At 45.2% G+C, this 21,744-nt stretch carries 16 protein-coding genes; 12 read left to right on the forward strand and 4 right to left on the reverse strand.

Annotated features, from left to right (window positions below):
* Nucleotides 1–10: 10 nt before the first annotated feature.
* Entirely contained in the window at nucleotides 11–844 is an 834-nt protein-coding gene (locus BLT91_RS00900) for a carbohydrate ABC transporter permease (RefSeq protein ID WP_090815639.1), read from the forward strand.
* The gene (locus BLT91_RS00905; protein ID WP_090815641.1) at nucleotides 841–2,619 is read left to right on the forward strand and encodes a glycoside hydrolase family 66 protein; all 1,779 of its coding nucleotides are present in this window, start codon (nucleotides 841–843) and stop codon (nucleotides 2,617–2,619) included. The genes BLT91_RS00900 and BLT91_RS00905 overlap by 4 nt, the downstream gene beginning before the upstream one ends.
* Before the next feature lie 250 nt (nucleotides 2,620–2,869).
* Here the strand turns inward: BLT91_RS00905 and BLT91_RS00910 are convergent, their stop codons facing one another.
* Nucleotides 2,870–3,232 (reverse strand): hypothetical protein, encoded by a 363-nt coding sequence (locus BLT91_RS00910; protein ID WP_254776741.1) that lies wholly within the window; start codon nucleotides 3,230–3,232, stop codon nucleotides 2,870–2,872.
* A gap of 257 nt (nucleotides 3,233–3,489) precedes the next feature.
* Here BLT91_RS00910 and BLT91_RS00915 point away from each other — a divergent pair, with 257 nt between their 5' ends.
* The 6 genes from BLT91_RS00915 to BLT91_RS33760 all read left to right on the forward strand — a co-directional run bounded on the left by BLT91_RS00915 (nucleotide 3,490) and on the right by BLT91_RS33760 (nucleotide 10,488).
* Nucleotides 3,490–5,304, forward strand: coding sequence for a cache domain-containing sensor histidine kinase (locus tag BLT91_RS00915; RefSeq protein WP_175532031.1), 1,815 nt, complete (start codon nucleotides 3,490–3,492; stop codon nucleotides 5,302–5,304).
* A 1-nt stretch (nucleotide 5,305) separates the two neighbouring features.
* Nucleotides 5,306–6,868 carry a response regulator transcription factor gene (locus BLT91_RS00920; RefSeq protein WP_090815645.1) on the forward strand — a complete coding sequence of 521 codons (1,563 nt, stop codon included), beginning with the start codon at nucleotides 5,306–5,308 and terminating at the stop codon, nucleotides 6,866–6,868.
* 23 nt (nucleotides 6,869–6,891) lie between these two features.
* Nucleotides 6,892–8,160, forward strand: coding sequence for an extracellular solute-binding protein (locus tag BLT91_RS00925; protein WP_175532032.1), 1,269 nt, complete (start codon nucleotides 6,892–6,894; stop codon nucleotides 8,158–8,160).
* A gap of 119 nt (nucleotides 8,161–8,279) precedes the next feature.
* Nucleotides 8,280–9,200: a polysaccharide deacetylase family protein gene (locus tag BLT91_RS00930; RefSeq protein ID WP_090815650.1), complete on the forward strand. Its 921-nt coding sequence runs from the start codon at nucleotides 8,280–8,282 to the stop codon at nucleotides 9,198–9,200.
* A gap of 24 nt (nucleotides 9,201–9,224) precedes the next feature.
* Nucleotides 9,225–10,133, forward strand: a complete 909-nt coding sequence (locus BLT91_RS00935) for a phytanoyl-CoA dioxygenase family protein (RefSeq protein WP_090815652.1) — start codon at nucleotides 9,225–9,227, stop codon at nucleotides 10,131–10,133.
* A 232-nt stretch (nucleotides 10,134–10,365) separates the two neighbouring features.
* Nucleotides 10,366–10,488, forward strand: a complete 123-nt coding sequence (locus tag BLT91_RS33760; RefSeq protein ID WP_368086752.1) for a hypothetical protein — start codon at nucleotides 10,366–10,368, stop codon at nucleotides 10,486–10,488.
* 240 nt (nucleotides 10,489–10,728) lie between these two features.
* Here BLT91_RS33760 and BLT91_RS00940 read toward each other — a convergent pair whose 3' ends face one another.
* Entirely contained in the window at nucleotides 10,729–11,490 is a 762-nt protein-coding gene (locus BLT91_RS00940; protein ID WP_090815654.1) for a hypothetical protein, read from the reverse strand.
* Nucleotides 11,491–11,536: 46 nt separating this feature from the next.
* Complete coding sequence (locus BLT91_RS31145) at nucleotides 11,537–11,710, reverse strand: hypothetical protein (RefSeq protein ID WP_175532033.1); 174 nt, start codon at nucleotides 11,708–11,710, stop codon at nucleotides 11,537–11,539.
* Between the two features lie 621 nt (nucleotides 11,711–12,331).
* On the opposite strand from BLT91_RS31145, the gene BLT91_RS00945 reads away from it, so the two are divergent.
* From BLT91_RS00945 to BLT91_RS00960, 4 genes are all read left to right on the forward strand, one after another.
* The gene (locus BLT91_RS00945) at nucleotides 12,332–17,794 is read left to right on the forward strand and encodes an alpha-amylase family glycosyl hydrolase (RefSeq protein ID WP_090815656.1); all 5,463 of its coding nucleotides are present in this window, start codon (nucleotides 12,332–12,334) and stop codon (nucleotides 17,792–17,794) included.
* A gap of 323 nt (nucleotides 17,795–18,117) precedes the next feature.
* Nucleotides 18,118–19,212 (forward strand): glycosyltransferase family 2 protein, encoded by a 1,095-nt coding sequence (locus BLT91_RS00950; protein WP_090815657.1) that lies wholly within the window; start codon nucleotides 18,118–18,120, stop codon nucleotides 19,210–19,212.
* Entirely contained in the window at nucleotides 19,209–19,808 is a 600-nt protein-coding gene (locus BLT91_RS00955; RefSeq protein ID WP_090815659.1) for a glycerol-3-phosphate acyltransferase, read from the forward strand. The genes BLT91_RS00950 and BLT91_RS00955 overlap by 4 nt, the downstream gene beginning before the upstream one ends.
* A 130-nt stretch (nucleotides 19,809–19,938) precedes the next feature.
* Complete coding sequence (locus BLT91_RS00960; protein ID WP_090815661.1) at nucleotides 19,939–20,583, forward strand: PAQR family membrane homeostasis protein TrhA; 645 nt, start codon at nucleotides 19,939–19,941, stop codon at nucleotides 20,581–20,583.
* Here the strand turns inward: BLT91_RS00960 and BLT91_RS00965 are convergent.
* The gene (locus tag BLT91_RS00965; RefSeq protein ID WP_090815663.1) at nucleotides 20,578–21,738 is read right to left on the reverse strand and encodes a UxaA family hydrolase; all 1,161 of its coding nucleotides are present in this window, start codon (nucleotides 21,736–21,738) and stop codon (nucleotides 20,578–20,580) included. The genes BLT91_RS00960 and BLT91_RS00965 overlap by 6 nt on opposite strands.
* Between the last annotated feature and the right edge of the window lie 6 nt (nucleotides 21,739–21,744).

Below are 21,744 nucleotides of genomic sequence, written 5' to 3' on the forward strand. Positions count from 1 at the left end.
GGGAAAATATATGCAAACTAAGCTGATTTCAAAAATTGTCATTTATGCAGTCATCATCGTGGGTGCATTGTCATTTCTATTTCCCTTCGTATATATGGTTCTAACCAGTTTTATTAAGGGAGCTTATTCGTTGCCTCGGCCCAAAGAGATTTTTTCCGTTGTACCTAATTTATATAACTTCCAAATCGTACTTGGGAAAAATAATTTTGCCACCTATTTTATGAATAGCGTCATTGTAACGTCTGTCTCAATGGTAGGAAGCCTGTTTTTGGGGGCGCTTACCGCTTACGGCTTCGCTAGATTTAAATTTCCGGGTAAAGAAGCGTTATTTCGGATGTTTCTCCTAACCACAATGATACCGGGTGTGATTAACATCATCCCCCAATTCCTGATCATCAAAAACCTGGGGCTAGTCAGCACATTTAGCGGCTTATGGCTGCTTTATATCGGCGGCGGCGTTGTTGGGAGCACATTTTTCCTTCGCGGCTTCTTCGAAAGCATTCCCAAGGAACTAGAGGAGTCGGTGTTAATGGACGGAGGCGGGAACTGGCGCATTTTCTGGAACATCTACCTTCCACAATCGCTGCCTGCGATTGGAACCTTGGCTATTTTCTCCTTCCAGGGCACTTGGGAAGAATATTTCACCGCTCTTGTTATTTTGAAAAAGGAGTCGCTGCGGACGCTGCCTATCGCGTTGCAGGCTTTCAACGATAAGTATGCGACGAATTACGCTCAAGTATTTGCTGCTTCGATCATTGCGTTGTTGCCCGTTATTCTGATCTATTTAATTTTTCAGAAGCGCTTTGTGCAAAGCGGGTTTAATGAAGGCGGTGTTAAAGGGTGAAGTGGTTATGTTTTCGACAATCGGTCTGTGCATTGGCCGTGTGTGCAGTCTTCCTGGCATCAGGTTGCAGGAATCAAGCAGCCATAGCGATAGAAACGGTGTCTGAAGGACATGTATTCAAACAAATTACGACGGATAAAGCCATTTACAAGACTGGCGATGTGGTTAAATTTACGCTCACTTTGCAGCAGGCGGTTCCTAAAGCTACCTTGATAGTTCGATATAAACACTTAAATGAAATGATTAAGGCGGAAGAGTTACCTATAAAAGGCGACCAATTGTCATGGGAGTGGACGCCTCCTCAGGCGGATGGAAAAGGCTACATGGCTGAGTTGATTGTGAAACAAAACGGGGTGATGACAGATCATACGAACATCGCTATGGATGTTTCGAGTGAATGGGGCAAATTTCCCCGTTACGGGTACTTGGCAGACTACCCCTCAATGGATGAATCAGCTATGGATAAGGTCATCGACCGTCTTAATCGGTTCCATATCAATGGTATCCAATTTTATGACTGGCAGTATAAACATCAGATGCCGATCCAGTGGGATAACGGAAAGCCCGCCAAAGCATGGAAGGATATAGCAAACCGCCAAGTGTCTTTTGATACGGTAAAAGGTTATATCGATTTGGCACATCAGAAAAATATGAAAGCCATGAATTATAACTTATTGTTCGGAGCTTATGAGGATGCGGACAAGGATGGCGTAAAGAAGGAGTGGGGACTGTTCAAGGATCCACTTCATAAACAACAGGATAAGCATCCTTTGCCGAAATCCTGGGCAAGTGATATTTATTTGTTTGACCCTTCGAATCCCGAGTGGCAATCCTATTTGTTCCAAGAAGAGAAGCGAACCTTTGCGGCTTTGCCGTTTGACGGGTATCACGTCGATCAGCTAGGGGATCGCGGTGCGTTGTGGCGTTACGATGGGAAGAGCATCAACCTCAGCACCACGTATGGGGATTTTCTCAATAAAGCCAAAGAAAGCTTGAACGTCGACCTTGTTATGAACGCTGTCGGACAGTATGGCCAAGGCTCGATTGCCCAGGGTCCGGTCAAATTCCTTTATACGGAAGTGTGGGAGGGACATCCCCAGTTCCGAAATTTGAAAGACATCATAGACCAGAATGCAAAATATGGAAAGAATCAGTACAAAACGGTGTTTGCTGCCTATATGAACTATAAAGCGTCCAATGCTGCCGGAGAATTTAATGCGCCCGGCGTTTTGCTTGCGGATGCCGTCATGTTCGCCTTAGGGGGATCCCATTTGGAACTTGGCGAAAACATGCTGTCCAAAGAATATTTCCCTCATAAGAATTTGAAAATAACGCCAGCCTTAGAGGAACAACTGGTGACCTATTATGACTTTCTGGTCGCATATCAAAACTTGCTGAGAGATGGTGCTAAAGAAACGTCCCTCGAGCTTAGTTCCGCTGCAGGTCTTCAGCTATCGAAAACCGCGGAGAAGGGCAAGATTTGGGCGTATTCCGTGGAAAAGGACGGAAAAGATATCTTGCATCTGATTAATTTCACAGATGCTACAACGATGAACTGGAACGATACCGACGGCAAGCAAGCGGTTCCCCAGCCGAAGGACAACGTTGTCATCACAGTGCAGACCGAGAAAAAGGCGAAAAACGTTTGGCTCGCCTCACCAGATTACGTTAACGGTTCACCGGTAACGGTGAGGTTTAAACAACAGAACGGTCATCTTGACCTGACCATTCCTCATTTGAAGTATTGGGACATGGTCGTCATCGAGTATGAATGACCACAGACGTATCTTGCTCTCAATATTTTTTCCGGAAAATTATCGGGATTTTCCCTTTATATCACTGAAAGGCATTCAAACGATGAGTTTAACTGGACTTTTTCCTGTTAATCCAGGTAATCCAGTATGCCACGGACTAGCTCATAGCGTACGGCCCTTTCGCCTTTACCTCGAAGTGCAGGAATCAGCCAGCCCGCTCGACGTCCTTGGGTCGTAAGGACTGAGTTTGTTGGAGTGCAAGTCGGATGAGTTATTTCTCTGCTAGCCGTGCACGAGTGACGGGACTCTGAGCAGGCTGATAGCGGCTAAGCACCGTACGCAGTAAGGCGATGCACTGATCAGGCCGCTGTTCGACATCATCAAATGCGAAGGAAATGACATGGTAGCCAAATGAATGGAGGAAGGTTTCGCGATTGAGCTCGCTGCAGTATTTTTGACGGTCCATGTCACGTACGTGTGAGGCGAAGCCTTTGATCTCAAATAAAATCTTAGCTAAGCCAGACAGCCAGGCTAAATCCGCAAAATGCCCTCTCTCAAGCCGTCCACGGCGCTCGCCTGTTCTGTGTTCTATATGTTGCTGGATAAAAGCTGTGTACGCAGCATCAAAATTCATCTACTCATTCATCTCCCTATATAAAAATAAAAACGTCCTGTCTCCACTCATTGGAATGGAACAGGACGTTCTTCGTCACTTCACCTTAATTATACGAAATAAAAGACACCCTTTGAGAAAAAAAGTTTACTGAATCTACTCTTGAAAGGGATTACAATTAAGGCGGATACGTCGCCATTCCTAAAATTTATGGTTGGGGTCCTGCTATCTCTTCATGTACAATGAAAAGACTGTAGAATAACGAAATGGGAGGAACCATGATTCGAACCCATCGATTTACAAACCGTTTTGCCGTCAAAATGATCATGGCGTTTCTAATCGTTAGTTTGATTCCGATCATTTTTGCCAGTGTCTCTTTTTACATGGAATCGACCTCTATTGTGAAGAAAAACGTCCGAGAATCCACGATTCAGCTGGCCAAGCAAACAGCGGATTCTTTATCTTTTATTTTTAATGTTGGGAGCGATACCTCCGACTATATTTATAGTGATCCTAAAATTCAGAACACAGCCTTGCGGATGAGCAGCAGTCCGCCTGACGAACAAAACCGAATGAATCAATACATGAGCACGATGCTGAATAATATTGTATACTCCAATTCCTTCGTCAAAATCGTGTATGTCATGAAGGAAGACGGGAGTGGCTGGGGCAGCGGAGCGTTTTCGGTGAATAAATTAAGACGTGTAAACTTAGCTGAAGAGGCATGGGTGAAGGAAGCCAAAGCCAAGGATGGAGAGCTTGTTTGGCAGGGCCTGCAATACGACCGTTTCAGCGGAGCGGGTGATAATACGGATTTGATTCTTCCAGTTGGAAGAGTTTTGAAAGATTTTCAGTCGTTAAAAAACATTGGACTTGTCATGGTTAACCTCAATGGGCGCTCGATTTTGAATACAATTAAACAGTTAAAACTCGGCGAAACGGGAACATTTTTCGTTGTAGATGGGGAAGGGAAGATCATGATTGATTCCAATCTCCGTCTTATCGATAAAAAGGTGCAGGAACCGGAGCTGCTTGAACATATTGTGGGGAATGACGCAGCTGAATTCGAATTTACGTTAAACGGCTTAGCATATTATGGGGTTAAGCAATATTTGAACAACGGTTGGATGATCGTCGGTACGGTTCCAGTTCGTGAAATTACAGGGCAGTTAGATCGCCTGCAAGCCAGCATTTTCCTGTCCTCCGGACTGTTCGCCTTACTGGCCATTAGTATTGGGCTTTTCATTGCAAACTGGGTCATCAATCCGATTAAGCGTTTGACGAGGGATATGAGAAAGGTCCAACAAGGCGACTTAAAAGTGCGGACAGATATTGAGTCCTCAGACGAAATCGGTCTGCTAAGCAAGCAATTCAACAAGATGCTGCAGGAAATCGAACGCTTGATGGACCGTGTCGAGGAAGAACAGCAGCAGAAGCTGCAAGCGGAGGTACGGGCCGTGATGCACCGGATTCATCCTCATTTCTTATACAATACGCTTAGCACGCTTCGGTGGCTGATCAAATCCAATCAAAATGAACGAGCAGATAAAGGGTTATCCGCCCTCACGCGGCTCATGGAAGCGAATATGGGCAAACGCGGCAACATGATTACCATCGTCGAGGAGCTAGATATTATCCGGAAATACCTGGTAATTCTTGAATTGCGGTACGAGAAAAGATTCGTATTGGAGGTTCAGCTGGATCCGGGCGCAGAGTCCATTGTGATTCCCCGTATGCTGCTGCAGCCATTGGTAGAAAATGCGATCTTCCACGGAATCGTCCCGAAGCAAACGGATGGTCTTATCACCATTTCGGTCCGAGTAAGAGATGAAACAGCTGAATTGATAATTTCGGATGATGGCTTGGGGATTCCTGAAGAGAGGATTGAAGAGTTGAATGATCTCAAAACGGCCATTGAAAAAGACACAATCGGTATCGGGCTGCGCCATGTGTATGATACGTTGTCGCTTCAATACACCGGTAGAGCGGAATTCACAATCGAAAGTACCCTACAAAAAGGGACAACGATTCGCATACTGCTCCGAAAACCTGAAGGATTGAAAGGACAATTTGAAAAACAGGGAGGGGATTGAGATGTACCGAGTTCTCATCGTTGATGACGAGCCGGTAATCCGCAATGGCATCAAAGCTTTTATCAATTGGGAGCGGGAAGGCTTAACTGCAACAGCCGATTGCGCCAATGGAATGGAAGCTCTGTCTTTGATGGAAAGCCTCCCGGTGGATATTCTTATCACCGATATTAAAATGCCGTTGATGAATGGTATTCAGTTGATGCAGCATTCACTACAGCTATATCCCCACCTAAAGGTCATAATGGTTAGCAGTTACACCGACTTTGAATTCGTAAGAGAAGGACTGAAGTTAGGGGCCGTTGACTATTTATTGAAACCCACGCTGGAAGCGGAAGATCTGCTTGCCGTTCTAAGGCGATGCATCGCATCTCTGGAAGAGGAGAAGAAAAGGCAGTCTAAGATATCTCGTTCGCAATTAGATGCCGTTTACCGGGATCAGAGGAAGTTTGAGCATGAGTTGAAAAGGCTGATCGTGTTAGAGCAGGAATGCGATTATAGCTGGGTTCCCGGATGGATGAAAGACCGGATAACCTGCGTCTATATGATGCTGGATGATGCTCAGGAGCTTAGGGAAATACACGGTAATCTGCATACGCAGCTGCTTTTGGAAGATTTGCAGGAATCGTTCTACACAGAGACCCAGGAAGGAGTAGCAGCGCTAGTTACCTCGGATAACAGTCTGTTTCTTTTGCTCCCGAAAGGATTGCAAGAGGTTGAACCGCTACTGCTCCAATGGAAGCAATTGTTAGCGCGTAATTTCGGAGTTTCCATAACGCTAGGTATCTGTTCCCTGCAAGGAATCCATGAAATACGCCATGGCTTTGCCGAAAGCAGACATGCCAGTCAAGAAAGGTTTTTTCAAGGTTTAGGCAAAATATTTTCTGCAAACGCAGCGCAGGGGTTACCTCGCAGGCAGCAGGATGCCGAGATCGACGAAACGCCGGATTGGGCGGCGCTCGCTGAGCAAATTCGAGGGCGCACAGCGGCCTCTAACCTCATCAAACAAGTTCACAATCGTTGGAGCGGAGGGCGACTGGACCCTGCTCGAATCAAACATGAAGCATGCAGCTTGCTAACGGAAACATGTCAGAACTCCGTAGATCTCGGTACGCTCCCAGAGCAGCTTGATCATGTAAGATCGGCTGAAACTCTCGAACAGTTAGAGGGTATTCTGAGCCGTCTTTTCGAGGAATTCGAGAGGGGAACTGCGATGAATCTGCCGGATAAAGGGTATAGCGGTAAGTTAATCACGAAAGCACTGAGCTATATGAATACCCATTATACCGAGGATTTGACTTTGCAAAGCACAGCCGATGCGGTTCATGTTAGCAAAAGCTATTTCAGCCTGTTATTTAAGAAGCAAACCGGACAAAACTTTATCGATTATCTCATTGATTTGAGAGTGCGAGAAGCGAAAAGGCTTTTGGTCTTGAATGATTTTCGGATTTATGAAGTGGCGGAAGCGGCAGGATTCAATGACGTGAAGTATTTTAGCAAACTATTCAAAAAAATGACTGGTTTTACGCCGGTGGAATTTAGAGAGAAGCATCAGACTTCTAAGTAATTAGGTGAATGGGGGGACATGCGATGGCTCGACAGTGGGTTTCATTAGTACTGCTCCTGCTTTTAGCTACGGGCTGCGGTCAATTCGAGGTTATATCCGATCCAGATAAGGTAGAGGTCCTTCATGGAAAGCAAAATCACATCATCGAATTCTGGCATACGTATAGTGATGAAGAAACTCGGCTTCTCGAGGATAAGCTGGTTCCCGAATTCGAACGGCAATACCCCGCCATTCAGGTGAAAACCGTTCGGCAGACGAGCAATGAAGAATTGAAAAACACGTTAATCGCACGTGCCTCATCCATGAGAGGGCCGGACGCAGTTCGGATGGATATCGTTTGGGTTCCGGAGTTTCTGAGTAAGGGACTGTTGGTGCCATTGAACCCGTTCCCTGAATTTGAATCGATTCGAAATAAGCTGCGGGGCGAAGTCATGGATATTGGATTAAATCAGGGGCAATACTTCTCGTTGCCGATGAATATCAATACGAAAATAGCCATTTATAACCGCAAGCTACTGAATAAAGCTAACCTATCCGAACCTCCCAGTTCATTAGAGGCAGCATTTAAACTAGCCCGCGAACATTATTTTACCATTGGTGTAAGCGGACTTGATACTTGGAGTACACTCCCTTACATTCATAGTTTAGGCGGGGAGTTAACCAACGAAACGTATACGAAGTCCTCCGGGTACTTGAATGGTCCTGGGACGATACGTGCGGTGGAACGCTTGCTTTCCCTGTATAAGGAAGGAACGATCGAAAATTCCATCCTCACAGGTGACGGAGATAATTGGGATGGTGTCAAGGGGGGCAATGTTCTGATGATGGATGATGGTCCATGGTTCTACAGTGTATTTAATGGTCAGGCATTGGACAAAGCCATTCAAACGACAATTCGAACTCCGATGCCGCATGACAATGGTCCGGCCTCTATTATCGGCGGGGAAAATCTAGTCATTATGAAGGGGAGCAAGCAGCCTGAGGATGCGTGGATTTTTGTAAAATGGTTAACCGGCGTGGAAGCTCAGCTTGTTATGGCTCAAACAGGGCTAATCCCAAGCAACATGGATGCCTATAAAGCACTGACTTATCAAGAGGGATCGTATATCCAACCCTATGTGGAGGCGCTCGATTATGCTTTCGTACGGCCGCCTTTAAAGAATTGGACCAAAATCGATGAAGTATATACGAGGTACATGCGCAATATTTTTCAAGGCGATCTATCCGTAGTGGAAGGTTTAACCCGTGCGGCTGCGGAGATCGATGGATTATTGATCGGTCCGGATCATTGAAGACTAAGGATGTTACCCCAAAGTTCTACCCTACAATCCACCCTGCATATAAATAGAAATAACCAGACTGCAAGCGCAGACTGGTTATCTTTGTATGTTTGCTGGGAGGACGATGACCTATGAATGCATTAATCATCTGTATGCTGCTAGTTCTTGGGTCATGGACGAATGCAGATAAACGGGAAGATTATTTAACTCAGGTTTGCTCGACGGTAAATGAAAGCGCAATCAATCGGCCTCCGATTGATGCTAAGGTCATTCATTACACAGGGCAAGCCCTATTTCTCGTGTATCACCATCTGGACGATGAGGAGTCCTTCGTTACGATTACCCCTACCAAATTTAATCAACATCTGCAAATGTTAAAGGAAAAGCATTACAATGTCATCTCAATCGAAGAGTATGCGTGCTTCCTCGAGAAACGGAAGTCGATTCCGCCGAATGCAGTCGTGATTACTTTTGATGATGGCTATCGATCATTTTATGAGAAGGCCTATCCACTGCTTAAAAAGCAGGGATTTCCGGCAACCAATTTTGTGATCGTGAGTTACATCGATTCAGATTATCCCTCATTACCTTTTCTAACTTGGAAGCAAATGAAGGAGATGAAAAAGGACGGATTTAGTTTTTATTCCCATACTTATAACCTTCATCAAAAAAAGTCCGGTGACTCTATGAATCCGGTGCCAATGCTAACCAATCGGATCTACTTGGCGCAACAAAATCGGTTAGAGACCGAGGAGGAGCGTAAACAAAGGGTCGGAGAGGATCTTCTGACAGCGGAATGGATGTTAAAAACACAGCTCAGCAATCAGCTTTCCATGCTCTGTTTCCCTTTCGGTTATTATAATCAAACGACAATAGATGATGCACAGGAGCTAGGAATCCGGTATTTTTTCACAACGAAGGAAGGTATTAATTCGGGGGACAGCAGAGAAATATATCGGTTAAATGTCGGCATGCCCTATGTTAATGCAGATGTCTTTATGAGGAAGCTGCAGAGTTATGATCGTAGAGAATCCAGTAAAGTAAAGGAGTAAAGGAAATAAGGGGAGGATGTTCAAATGAGCGTACCACAAATGCAAATACCTGAAGCAGATGCATTGCTGCAAGATGTGATTACGAACGAGCAGGCACAATTTTTCCTGGATAATGGCTTTCTGATCCTACGCAATGTGGTGGTTGGTGAAGAGCTTCGTCTGCTGCAGGAGCAAACGATGAAGGTTGTAGAGGTAGGAATAGCGGGCGGCGGAGATGAGGATTTCCTATACCGAGACAGAAAAAATGGGGATCGAGTTTACTGGCGAACGGAATATATCATTAACAAACAAAGCGTCAATAAGGCACTGCTTGCACATCCATTCATTCTTCGGTCGGTTGAGAAGCTCCAAGGGAAAAACTTCATTCCTACATGGGATTCCTTGGTTGTAAAAATACCTGACCAAGCGGCTAGTGTGCCTTGGCACCGAGATGCAGCAGTACCTGAGGGCTGTACAGATCCACGGCCGATCTTTAACGTCGACTTTTATTTGGACGCAGCAGACCTGAAGTCGTGTCTGTGGGTGATACCCGGCAGCAATCATTGGGATGCCGCTGCATCGGTCGAGCGCTGCTTGCTTCCTGGCTTTGACTTTACCGACGCGGTGCCTGTGCCAATGAACCCTGGCGACGTTATTTTCCATAACATTCAACTGCTTCACGGCTCACCGGAAGGGGAAGGCAATGCGCTTCGCCGAACCGTTTATTACGAGTTCCGCCCCGGTGAAATTGAAGCTGAATTTGGTCCGCATACACTCGAGTATCTTGCGCTGAAGCAGCATATGCTGGTTGATTGTATCCAGCTTCGTAAGCAGGCTGCTTATACGAGAGGCGAGAAGCCTTTTGTATACAATCCGGATGGTGCGTTCGCCATTGGTGAGAAACAAACACCGAAGACATACCGCTATCCTCACAATCATTATTGGAGAAGCTGATGCCTTTACGAATATATCAAATTCGCACAAAACAGGGTTAAGCTTTGCCCAGTTTTTTTCTTGAACATACGTCCGAATGTATGTACATCCGAATAGAAATCGAGCGAAATACACAACGATGGAGTGGCGCTCATTTGGTCGGTGAAACAAAAGGTCTCCGCGCCGCGTTTCGTATTGATTGTCGCCGACGGGGTAATAAGCGAAGCCGTCCACTGATGCGCTGCCGGAAGTCGTGTACGAAGGACATGTGGGCCAAATCAACAATGTTTTGACAGCGATTGAAACGTGTGCACCTCTATTGATCGATGGAACTAGCGGGCGACAGACGCTCGAATTGATTACTGGGATTTTATAAATCGGCCAGCACCGGCCAACTTGTTAAATTCCCGATTGGGCCGGAAGATGCTTTCTATACGCGTGAAACAAGTCTGTAGAAAACTTCGTAAACCTTTGATTGCAGAGCTCGCTGGCCATATGCTCCAAGCGAAGCGGCTTGAAGAAGCCGGGCTGGAACCCCGATTCCCTGCAAAAAAAAGACTGCCGCGGGCAGTCTTTACTTAAAAGGAGAGTATGCGTTCGCATGCTCCTCTTTTTATTATTCAGCTGTGACCTTTTGCAATTTAGCAGGATTGTTGATCTTGTAAGGTACTGGATGTTTAGTTAGCTTCTTCGCTACAATTTTACATTCGAACGAGATCGTGTCCCCGATTTCCAGTTCCATTTTTTTAAGCGTGTTACTGTGGCTGGACCAGGCTAAGCCGATCTCCGTTTCAGGCTCTGTAATCGCAGCCGCTTCGTAGATAATTACTTCATCCTCATTATCGGAGAAATTGTTCGGTACCGTTGTAAATTCCTTTACAGTAGCGACCATTTTCACTTTTTCTTCAGGGAGCTGAAGCTTTGGCGCTTTCTCTTTTTTGGCCTTCCCCTTCGCTGGCGTTGGCTCTGCGGCTTTGGGTTTTTGAGCTTCTTGCTGTTCAAAGGTCGATTCTTCAAAGGCAGGTTCTACGATAGCTGGAGCTTCTACTTGCAGTGTCTCAAGCTCCAAAACTTCAACCCCTGTAGAGTCTTCAGCAGCAGCTGACCTCTGGTTGTAATTAGCTGCTTGCATTTCCTTGAGGTATGAGGGATGGATACAGTGGAGCTGCTTATCATCGAATTCAATGACAGCGGTCATTTTATCTACAAACCCAACAATGCTGCACGGCAAATTCATGCCATTACCTTTGTAGAAAAAAACTTTTGTTTTGGACGCTTTCTCTGAAAGCAAGCCCCATTCTTTACATTGTTCAAGCTGATCGGTTTCGTCTGCGAAGGTGTTAAACGTTAGGGGCTGAATAGTGAATGCATGGACCATAATTGCTCCGCCTTTCTTTTCTTATCTATTGGAAAATAATCATTGTTTATTCTAAGCGGTAATCATCGGTTTTCTCTCCGTCTTCCCATATCTCCACGAAAAGGGCCCCGCAGTTTTCAAAGTCAGTTGGCTTTAGAGATAGCGCTTTCTCCTCGTCAGTGCCTACATAAACATTTTCCATTCCTTCGCCGTCGAAAGAGAGGATTACGTAAATTTTCATGTGCCAAAGTGCCTCCAGTAATTTGATATTGACCATTATAACACAATCACGGAAATGTTCGCATGAAGCGGCACGACGCAATCCTTATTTTTCATCCCTATGCAGTTATTGGGCTTTTCTAATGGGGTTAATAGCCATTGCGATGTTATTTGCTAAATAGTAACAAAAATTGTCTTTGATCGACCTCTTTGGATAGGGCGATGGCAATTTTTTAGGCTCGAATGTTGCTGAATTTTGTACAAACGTTTGCGCAACTTTTTGTAGAACCATGATTTAGAACCAAACCAGGCTATTTTTTATAATGGAGATGATTGACAATAAAGCGTTTTCACAATATAGTTAATTAAAACAATGCTTCTGGAAATGCTTGTAAAATCTAAGGGCAATGCTTCCTAAGTGGTTTTTAGCTTGGGACAACCCCGGTATCTCTTTTTTGAGATAACGAGGTTTTTTTGTTCAAATGGGTGGATTTTTATTAGGATTTGCGCAATCGTTTGCGCAATATCTGCATAGATGGCAATTTGATAGCGTTTGAATTTTGAGAAATCAAACCAAGAGAGTTATCCGCAGGCATTACCAGCCTGTTAGATATAAAATTTTAACCTAGGAGGCATTGCATTTATGAGGGTATTGTCATTCAAATGTAGCTTTTCTTACACAGCGCTCGTTACTTCCCTGCTATTGATGCTGCAGCTAATGGCTGGATTATTTCCGACAAGGGCTTTTGCTGCGGATATTCCTGTGGAAACAGGTGTAGAACAGCCAGGTGGAAGTACACAATGGTATTTAGCGGGAAGCTTTCAAGGTTGGAATAACCAAAATTCTGACACCAAGATGAAGCATGTCGTCGGTGATTACTACGAATATTCGTACAATTTTGAACCCGGTCATTATGAATTCAAATTTGTTAAAAATGGTACTTGGGATGGTTTTAGCGACAACGGCAACAACTTTGCCTTCGATTTGGCGGCCGCTACCAAGGTGAAATTTTATATCAACGAAGCTTTGCAGAAGGCAAAAATTTCGATTCCAGGCGTTCATGGCTTGGAGCAATACGTGCCCCAACTAACAGTGAATCAATGGCCAAGACTAGTTGGCAACATTCAAAAGTTGTTTGGTGAGCCAGAGTGGTCTCCTGAGAATGCGGCACAATTTTTTGTGGACTATAAGCTGGACGGTACAGTCTATAAGCTTCAACGGACTATTCCTCCAGGCAATTACGAGGCGAAGGTCACATTTTCAAATTCATGGAACAATAATGATTATGGGGGCGGGGATGGGAACCTCAAGCTAGTAACCATTGATGAGGCAAACGTTACCTTTTCCATTGACTATTCAGCTGTAAATAAGATATTAACCCATGATTATACGCCTAAGGATAGCGTGTATGATGGTCAAATTAAGAAAGATGGCCTGGCGTTTGACAGCCGTTCCATTACCTATAAAAAGCCTTTTGGTGCTATAAAAGCTGGAAATGAAGATCTCACGTTGCGAATTTCAGCAAATAAGGGCGATGTTCAATATGCGAAGGCAGAGCTGACAGCGCCGGACGGTCTTTCGAACGATTTTATGATGAAAAAGGCAACAACAGTTGGAGATAAGGACTATTTCGAGATTGTAATTCCCAAAAGCACCTTTGTTGGGAAAATCGGTATTTGGGGATACAAATTTATTTTAGTAGACGGAGCAACTAAAATAGAGTACGGGGATGATGGCTCCAGAGGCGGAACCGGCAGCACGAGTGATGAGGGGGCTTTGCCCTATGATCTGACCGTCTATGATCCGAATTACCAAACGCCGGATTGGATGAAAAATGCGGTTGTTTATCAAATTTTCCCGGATCGATTCTTCGACGGCAGCCCCGATAACAATCGGGCAAAGCTCATAGATGGTGCGAGAGGTGCTTTGGAAAACCAGTATGCAACCTCCAAAGGCGGGCAAAAGCTGCAATATTTTGATGGGGGCGTAACAGGTGATCCTGCGGCTAGTCAGGTATGGGGATCATGGGGGGATATCCCGGAAAATCCAGATCGGAAGACACCGGAGAACGCACCTTATTATCCAGATGCCAAGACAGATGGCGCATGGACGAATGAATTCTATGGCGGGGATATTCAAGGCATCCAGCAAAAATTAGGCTATTTGAAAGCGTTAGGTATTACAGCTGTCTATTTAAATCCTGTATCATGGGCGGCTTCCAATCATAAATATGATGCGACCGATTACAAGCACTTGGATCCTATGTTTGGCGTTCCTGTATATAATGCAGCCGGGAATCCTGCCTCGGGATTAGACTATACGAAGACGCGCGAAGCATCGGATACAGCGTTTCTAGCATTTACTCAGGCAGCGAAAGCTGTTGGCATCAAGGTCATTAACGATGGGGTTTTCAATCATGTTGGGGATGATTCGATTTATTTTGACCGTTATGAAAAATACCCTGAAATTGGGGCTTACGAGTACTGGTCTAAGGTTTACGACCGGATGAATACGAAGAGTGAAACAAAGCAGCAGGCGGAGACCGCCGTTAAGGCACTTTTTACTGCACAAATCAATCCATTGACGGGACAAAATTACCATTATCCGGATGATTTCAAATATACGACTTGGTTCACTGTATGGAATGAGAAAGTCAAAGACAGAGATACGACAAATCTTCATTACAAATATGATGCATGGTGGGGTTATGATTCTCTCCCTGTTATGGATGCAAAGGATCCGCAAACTGTGGCTACTGAATTGCTCCCAGCGGACACAATGTCCCTGCCTGGGCAGCATGAGTGGAACAATATCGACTATCGCGATATGGTGATTGGTCATAATGTTTCAGGGCTAAGTCCAGCTCAAGCGCAAAAAGAGATGCAAGCTGCAAATTCGCAGAGATGGCTCTGGATGGGGGCAAATGGCTGGCGCCTGGATGTTGCACCTGATGTATCAAGCGGTACTTGGCAAAAGTTTCGTGTGGCCGTGAAATCAACGAAAGGTCTGCAAGATGCCAATGGAAATCTAATCGAAGATCCGGTTATTTTAGGTGAAGAGTGGGGAGTTGCAACGAGGTTTCTGCTTGGTGATCAGTTTGATTCTGTCATGAATTATCGCTTCCGTGGAGCTGTTCAAAACTTTATGAAATCCGGAAATGGCAGCGCGCTGAATGAGCTGTTGGAATCGGTACGTGAGGATTATCCGAAAGAGGCTTGGCAAGCGATGCTGAACCTTGTTGATTCTCATGATACGACTCGTTCGGCGACGATCTATGATCATCCGGAGTGGGAAGAAGAGCATCTTCAGATTGCTCCGGAAGCCAGCACAAGTGCGTTAAAGCTGCAAGAGCTTACGGCGATTTTCCAAATGGGATATCCGGGCGCACCAACGATTTACTATGGGGATGAAGTAGGGCTAACCGGAACGAAGGACCCGGACTCCCGCAGGACGTTCCCTTGGGAACGAGTGACGAAAAACACTGACGGGACATATACCGGAAACGGGAAATATTCAGAAATTTTAAATGTGTATCAAAAAGCAGCAGAAATTCGCAACCAAAACGCCGTTTTCCGCACAGGGGACATGAAAGTCGCTTATGCCAAAGATGATGTGATTGTCTATGCCCGTAAAAATGATAAAAAAGGTGCCTTGCTAGTTATTAATCGTAATTCGGCGGAAGCAACCGTAAGTGCGGATGTTACTGGATTCCTACCCGAAGGGTTAACGCTGAAGGATCAATTGTATGGTCAAGTACAAGGCACAGTCGTAAATGGACACACCCAATTAACGATTCCGGGTCAGACAGGGTTAATGATGGTATCTACGGCGGATCTGCAGGTTGTTCCACAAGTGGTGAACAGTATGGCTGTGGGTGGCAATCATAGCGTAAATCTGACATGGGATGCCGTTTCAGGAGCAGAAGGCTATCGAATTTACCGTGCTGCTATTGAAGGCGGGCAGGTAACAGTAGTAGGAACATCAACAGCAACCTCCTTTGAGGATGGGACCGTTGTTAACGGAACGAAATATTACTACGCCGTAACAGCGATAAAGGGCAATGGAGAGAGCTTCTTAAGCGACATGGTTTCTGCAACACCAGCTTTCCCTATTAGCTATATAGGTACACCTTCTTCTGTTACGGAAGATGTGTATTTGCAAGTAGGTCATACCGTTGGGAAAATCACAGTGGCGCTTGGCATCGATGGGTTAACGAATGATCCAATCTATTCAGGCAAAGAAGCAGCGAATCTTTTAGCAAGCTTGGCTTATTATAAGCAAGGCTCTGATCCTGCATTTGCACAAGAATCTAAGCTTCGTTATGAATCGGATTCGTCCGGCAATAAAGTATATTGGGCGACTTTTGAGCCAACCGAAGCAGGTGTATATGATTACTTTGCTAAGGTATCTATGGATAACGGAGATCATTACGCGGCTTCGTCTACCGTGACTTTGCAGGTATATGCGAATCAGAATGATCAAATACCGCCTGCAGCTCCGACACTTTCGAATATCACGGAAGAGTCAAATCGTGTACATCTTAATTGGAATTTGGCAGATATGGCGGTTTCTGGCTTTGAAGTTTATCGCAAAACGGTAACAGAGGCCACTTATCATAAAATTGCCACGCTCCCTAAGACACAAATTGATTTTATCGACTACGCGGTCAGTAACGATACGACCTATACGTACCAAGTGGCGGCCTTCGATGCAGCCTATAATCGTTCATTCTCAGCCGAAAAGGTAATAACACCCAAATTAGTCATGGTGGACGTACTGCTCAGATTGCATCTACCTGATTATACACCATCTACGGACGATATTTTCATCGCCGGTGATTTTAACGGATGGAATGCGAGCGGTAACCAGCTTCATGTGCCGAGCGGAGCGACGGACCGCAAAATCGTTGAATACAGCTTCAAGATGATGGCGGGTAAAGCGATTCAATACAAGTACACAAGAGGCCGCTGGGAAACGGAAGCCTTCACAAGCCACAAACGGTTAGCCAATGATACCGAAGATTATGGGAATTGGGCGTACAGCTCGACGGACACGAATATGAGACTAACGATCGCGAACCAAGGCGATAGCAAGATGGTCATCGATGATACCGTGCTTCGTTGGGTAGATATGCCGATGACGATCTCCATGCCGCGTATTTCGTTTGGTGATAATATCGAGTATGCAACGGCTGACAGCACGATGAAGCTTAAGGCGGTCGTTCCTTACGGTGTGAATTTCACGATTAATGATCAACCGATTCCAGCCGGAAGTATGGATGCTTACGGGAATGTAGATATAAACGCCATTCCGCTGAATATGGGTCTGAATACGTTCAAGCTTCATATTGAACCGAGTGAGGAAACCTTGAATCAGCCATGGTATACCGATAAAGGCCGTAAGGGGCAAGCTACTAAGACGGTGGAGATAAAAGTTACTAGAACGAGTGGGGAGATACCGACAGACACATTAGCACCTGTGAACACAAGTGTTAAAATTTCGGCGGATTCCATTGCAGAGACAGCTTATACAAATCGGAGAGAAGTTACATTATTGCTGAAGGCAACGGATGCCTCTCTCCCGCTTAACATGATGGTTTCGGAAAATGCAGCTTTTACGGGAGCAGTGTGGGAGCCTTTCTCGGCAACACGTTCGTTTGTATTAACTGATGGGGATGGAATAAAAACTGTCTATGGCAAATTCAAAGATGACGCAGGGAATGAAGCGGAAGCTGTGAGCGACAGCATCATTCTGGATACAACAGCACCAACGCTTCAACTTACTGTCAACAAGGCGACACTTTATCCGCCGAACCATAAAATGGTGCAGATCCAAGTCACCCAGAAAGCTAATGGTGCAGATGCTGATATCGCGTCTATCGTCCTAGCCTCAATTACTTCAAATGAGCCAGATAACGGGCTTGGAGATGGTGATACGGTGAACGATATCCAAGATGCGGTGCTCGGAACCAATGATACTTCATTCAGTTTGCGTGCAGAACGTTCTGGTAAAGGAAATGGCCGTATATATACGATTACGTACACAATCACCGATATGGCCGGTAATGCAACAAACACATCAGTCCAAGTAGTGGTTCCGCATTAAGTAAAAATAAAGCAGAAGCACTCACTGTAAAGGTATGGGCCTTAGACCTTAACCCAATGGGATAGTTATATCTACAATTTGCTTCAACCCTAAGATATTGATTGTAACAAGCTGCCTTTAAGGCGGCTTGTTTTTTTATAATTGATGTTTATTTTACATGATTTCCTGTGAGAGAGCTCGTCGACATTCGTGCCCATCCCGCCAAATGGGTTGGCTTAAAATCACCTCAATGTTCATATATATCAATACATGCTGGATCTCAAATGGAAAGGGAAGCACTTTCATCCAACTGTTTTGTGGAAAGCGAAGGAGGGATTTCGAGGATGACGATTTTGGCATTATGTGTAATCGGATGTCTGTGTGGTTTCCTTTTATTTAGAAAAAATGTGCTCATGGTCGGCCATGGAGCAGGTCTGGATAAAGTGATGCTGTCTATCATTATTCCTGCCAGAAATGAAGCGTATAATTTACCTCATCTCCTCCACGCGCTCAAGATACAAACTCTTGAACCCTTTGAAGTTATCGTTGTTGATGATTTTTCCGAGGACGAAACGAAGGAAATAGCCGAAAGTTACGGGGCTACTGTGATTACCAACTCCTGCCTTCCTCAGGGATGGACGGGCAAAAACTGGGCCGTATGGAATGGGTATTTGCATGCCTCAGGTAATCTCATTGCTTTTCTTGATGCGGATATCAGGTTAGCTCCGCGCGCGCTGGAGTCATTGGTTAAAGCTAGAAATAAAGCGGGAGGCGTCATTTCCGTCGTTCCGTTCCATTATACGGAGAAATTAGTTGAAAGACTTGCGTTGATCTTTAATTTTCTGGGTACATTCGCTTTTACGTCTCCTTTTGAAAAGAAAAATCCGCAAAAGGGTCTCTATGGCTCCTGTATCTTAACAACAAGGGAAGATTATGAAACAATTAAAGGACACGAAAGCATCAAGTCGGAGATGTTAGATGATCTGAACCTTGGGGCTGCATTTAGGAAAGCTGGGATCCAGGTAACCAATTTTATTGGGTCCGGCTTGGTTTCTTTTCGTATGTATTCTCAAGGAATCAAAAGCCAGATTCAAGGCTTCGGTAAAGGAGCTGTTCTAAGCACGTCCACTTTGAGTGTGGGCACCATTGTCCTTATTGCCATCTGGGTTGCCGGACTGATTGTTTCGGAAACCTTCTTTCTATTTATAAACACTTCATGGGCGTTACCCCTATTCATCGGTTACTTATTATATATGCTTCAGCTATTTTATCTCGTTAAATACGTAGGTGTTTTTGGATTCATCATGCCTGTGTTGCATATTCTTTCGACGTTATTTTTCATCTTTGTCATGCTGTATTCCGTCTATCAGGTCGTATTCCTCGGGCATGTATCATGGAAAGGACGGCAAGTCAAAGTAGGAAGCAGGCGGGGGCAATGACAATCATTTGGACGATTTCCGCATTTCTATGCGGCTCTTTCATGTTTTCCTACTGGCTCGGTCTGATCGCTCGGAAAAATTTGAAAACTGTCGGCGACGGAAACCCAGGGGCTTTAAATCTGTGGAAGGCAGCGGGGTATAGGTGGGGGATTGTTGGTATTTTACTCGACTTTTTAAAAGGATACCTGATCGTTGTATTTGTGATGGGAAATGAAAGTTTCCAGGGTTACGAGATCGTCCCGATCGCCCTGGCTCCCATTATCGGGCATGCCTTTTCTCCATTTCTAAAAGGTAAAGGAGGCAAAGCGATAGCAGTCACCTTCGGTGTTTGGAGTGCCTTGACAAGGTTTGAAGTTTCTCTTGTACTAGCTGTGATTTTGGCTGTTTTACTGGTTGCAACCAAGATAATATTCAAAGGAAAGCCCTTATCCAGTGTGGCTGACGGTTTGCAGGTCATTATCGGTATGCTGCTTGTCGGTGTTTATGTATACATGATGGGTTTTTTGAACGCAATCCTGTGGTTTTGGGCTGGGAATTTGCTGCTGCTCGCTTATACGCACAGATATGAGCTTATTGCCAGTTTAAAGAGAAAGTGAAGGAATATAAGAAGGATCTCGGCGATGATGCCGAGATCCTTTTTTGTGTTTATAATCACAACTACTTGATTACATACTAGTTCCGACAGTGGGAAAAACTAGGATAATCAGAAAGGAGTGACCCATTCCCATGGATGATATCATAACTTTGAAAGAAGAACGCTTAAACGCATTAAGCCACGGAATCGGCGCTGCGCTAAGTGCCTATGGCCTTGTTCTACTTCTACAGCGATCCGCTCTATTTGAAGATTACGCCTATACCCTAAGCAATGCAATTTATGGCGCATCCTATTGCCTAGTTTATTTGTCCTCAACGCTTTTGCACTGTTCTCGCTCACGGAAATGGGGCGAACGCTTCGAAGTGTTGGATCATGCTTCAATCTTTATCGCCATTGCAGGCTCGTATACCCCATTCCTAATGATAACATTGCAAGGAAATTTGGGTTACACTTTATTGCTCCTGATATGGGCGCTAGCATTCGTAGGTGTCCGCTATGTTCATTTCATAATAAGACGATTAATACCCTGGGGACTGTTATTGTACTTGCTGATGGCTGGCATAATGGTTTCGTTAATCAGCCCGTTACGTGAACGTCTTCCCTCGGTGGCGCTAGCTTGGATCTTGTTCGGAGTCGTTCTTTACACCATCGGATTACTATTCTTTCTTTGGAAAAGATTGAGATATCATCATGCCATTTGGCATGTGTTCGTGCTCGCCGGAAGCGGCTGCCACTTTATTGCGGTTTACGCTTATGTGATGCCTGCTGTTTTATAAGCTCGGACCGATACGGTTAATACTGAATTCTTGATGTCCCAGTATCTCTGCCTTTGTCAGTTTACCTTCAGCCACTTCACAGATTTCCTGCCATATTTGTTCACCGGCTTGTTCCAAATTTAATAATCCGGCAAGCATGTCGCTTACGTCCACATCCATATTATCTTCCATGCTGGAATAGGTGAATTTATTAGCGGTAATTTTGACCACTGGGACAACAGCTGAACCTGTTGGTGTTCCACGGCCCGTTGTGAAGCAGACGATATGTGCCCCGCCTGCAGCCATACCGGATACACATTCAATATCGTTTCCTGGTGAGTCCATAAAATATAAACCATGCTCGGGAATATGCTCGGCGTAGGCGATCACATCTTCAATGGGTTGCGTACCGCATTTGCTGATACAACCCAACGATTTCTCTTCAATCGTAGAAAGTCCTCCAGCAATGTTGCCTGGACTCGGATTCCCGCCGCGCATATCGGCGCCCATGCGTTCGATTTCCTTTTCGAAACGATGGATAGCGTCGTAAAGCTTGTCGCTTGTTTCAGTTGAAACGCAGCGGCTGGCCAGTATGTGCTCAGCACCAATAATTTCAGTGGTTTCCCCGATGACGATACTGCCCCCAGCATGAATCAATTTGTCCGCGGCCACACCTAATGCAGGATTGGAGGCTAGTCCGGACGTGGCATCCGAACCACCGCATTTCACGGCCACCTTTAGTTTATTCATAGGTACCGGAACCTTCGGCTGCTGTTCCAGGCGGGTTAACATTCTTTTGGCCATTTCGGCCCCATGTTGAATGGCTTTCACAGATCCCCCGATGGATTGGATGTCAAAAACCTCCACTGGTTTGCCTGTTGCTTTAATCGCATCGGCTAGCGCAGTGGGGTCGATGACCTCACAGCCCAAACTAATAATAATCGCAGCACCAACATTCGGGTTTTTCCCCGTTCCTGCTAAGACATCAAAGGTTCTATTCTTGTCATCCCCAATTTGACTGCAGCCGTGCTGATGAGGAATAACGACCGCTCCGGGTGTCATTTGTGCGATTCGATTGCAGACATGGTTCGCACAAATCACAGTCGGAATGATGATCAAATGATTACGGACACCGATGTCCCCGTTTTCTCTCTGATAACCCATAATTGTATTCATTTCGCA

It is taken from the genome of Paenibacillus sp. yr247 (genome assembly GCF_900103825.1).
In the GTDB taxonomy this organism is placed as follows: domain Bacteria; phylum Bacillota; class Bacilli; order Paenibacillales; family NBRC-103111; genus Paenibacillus_E.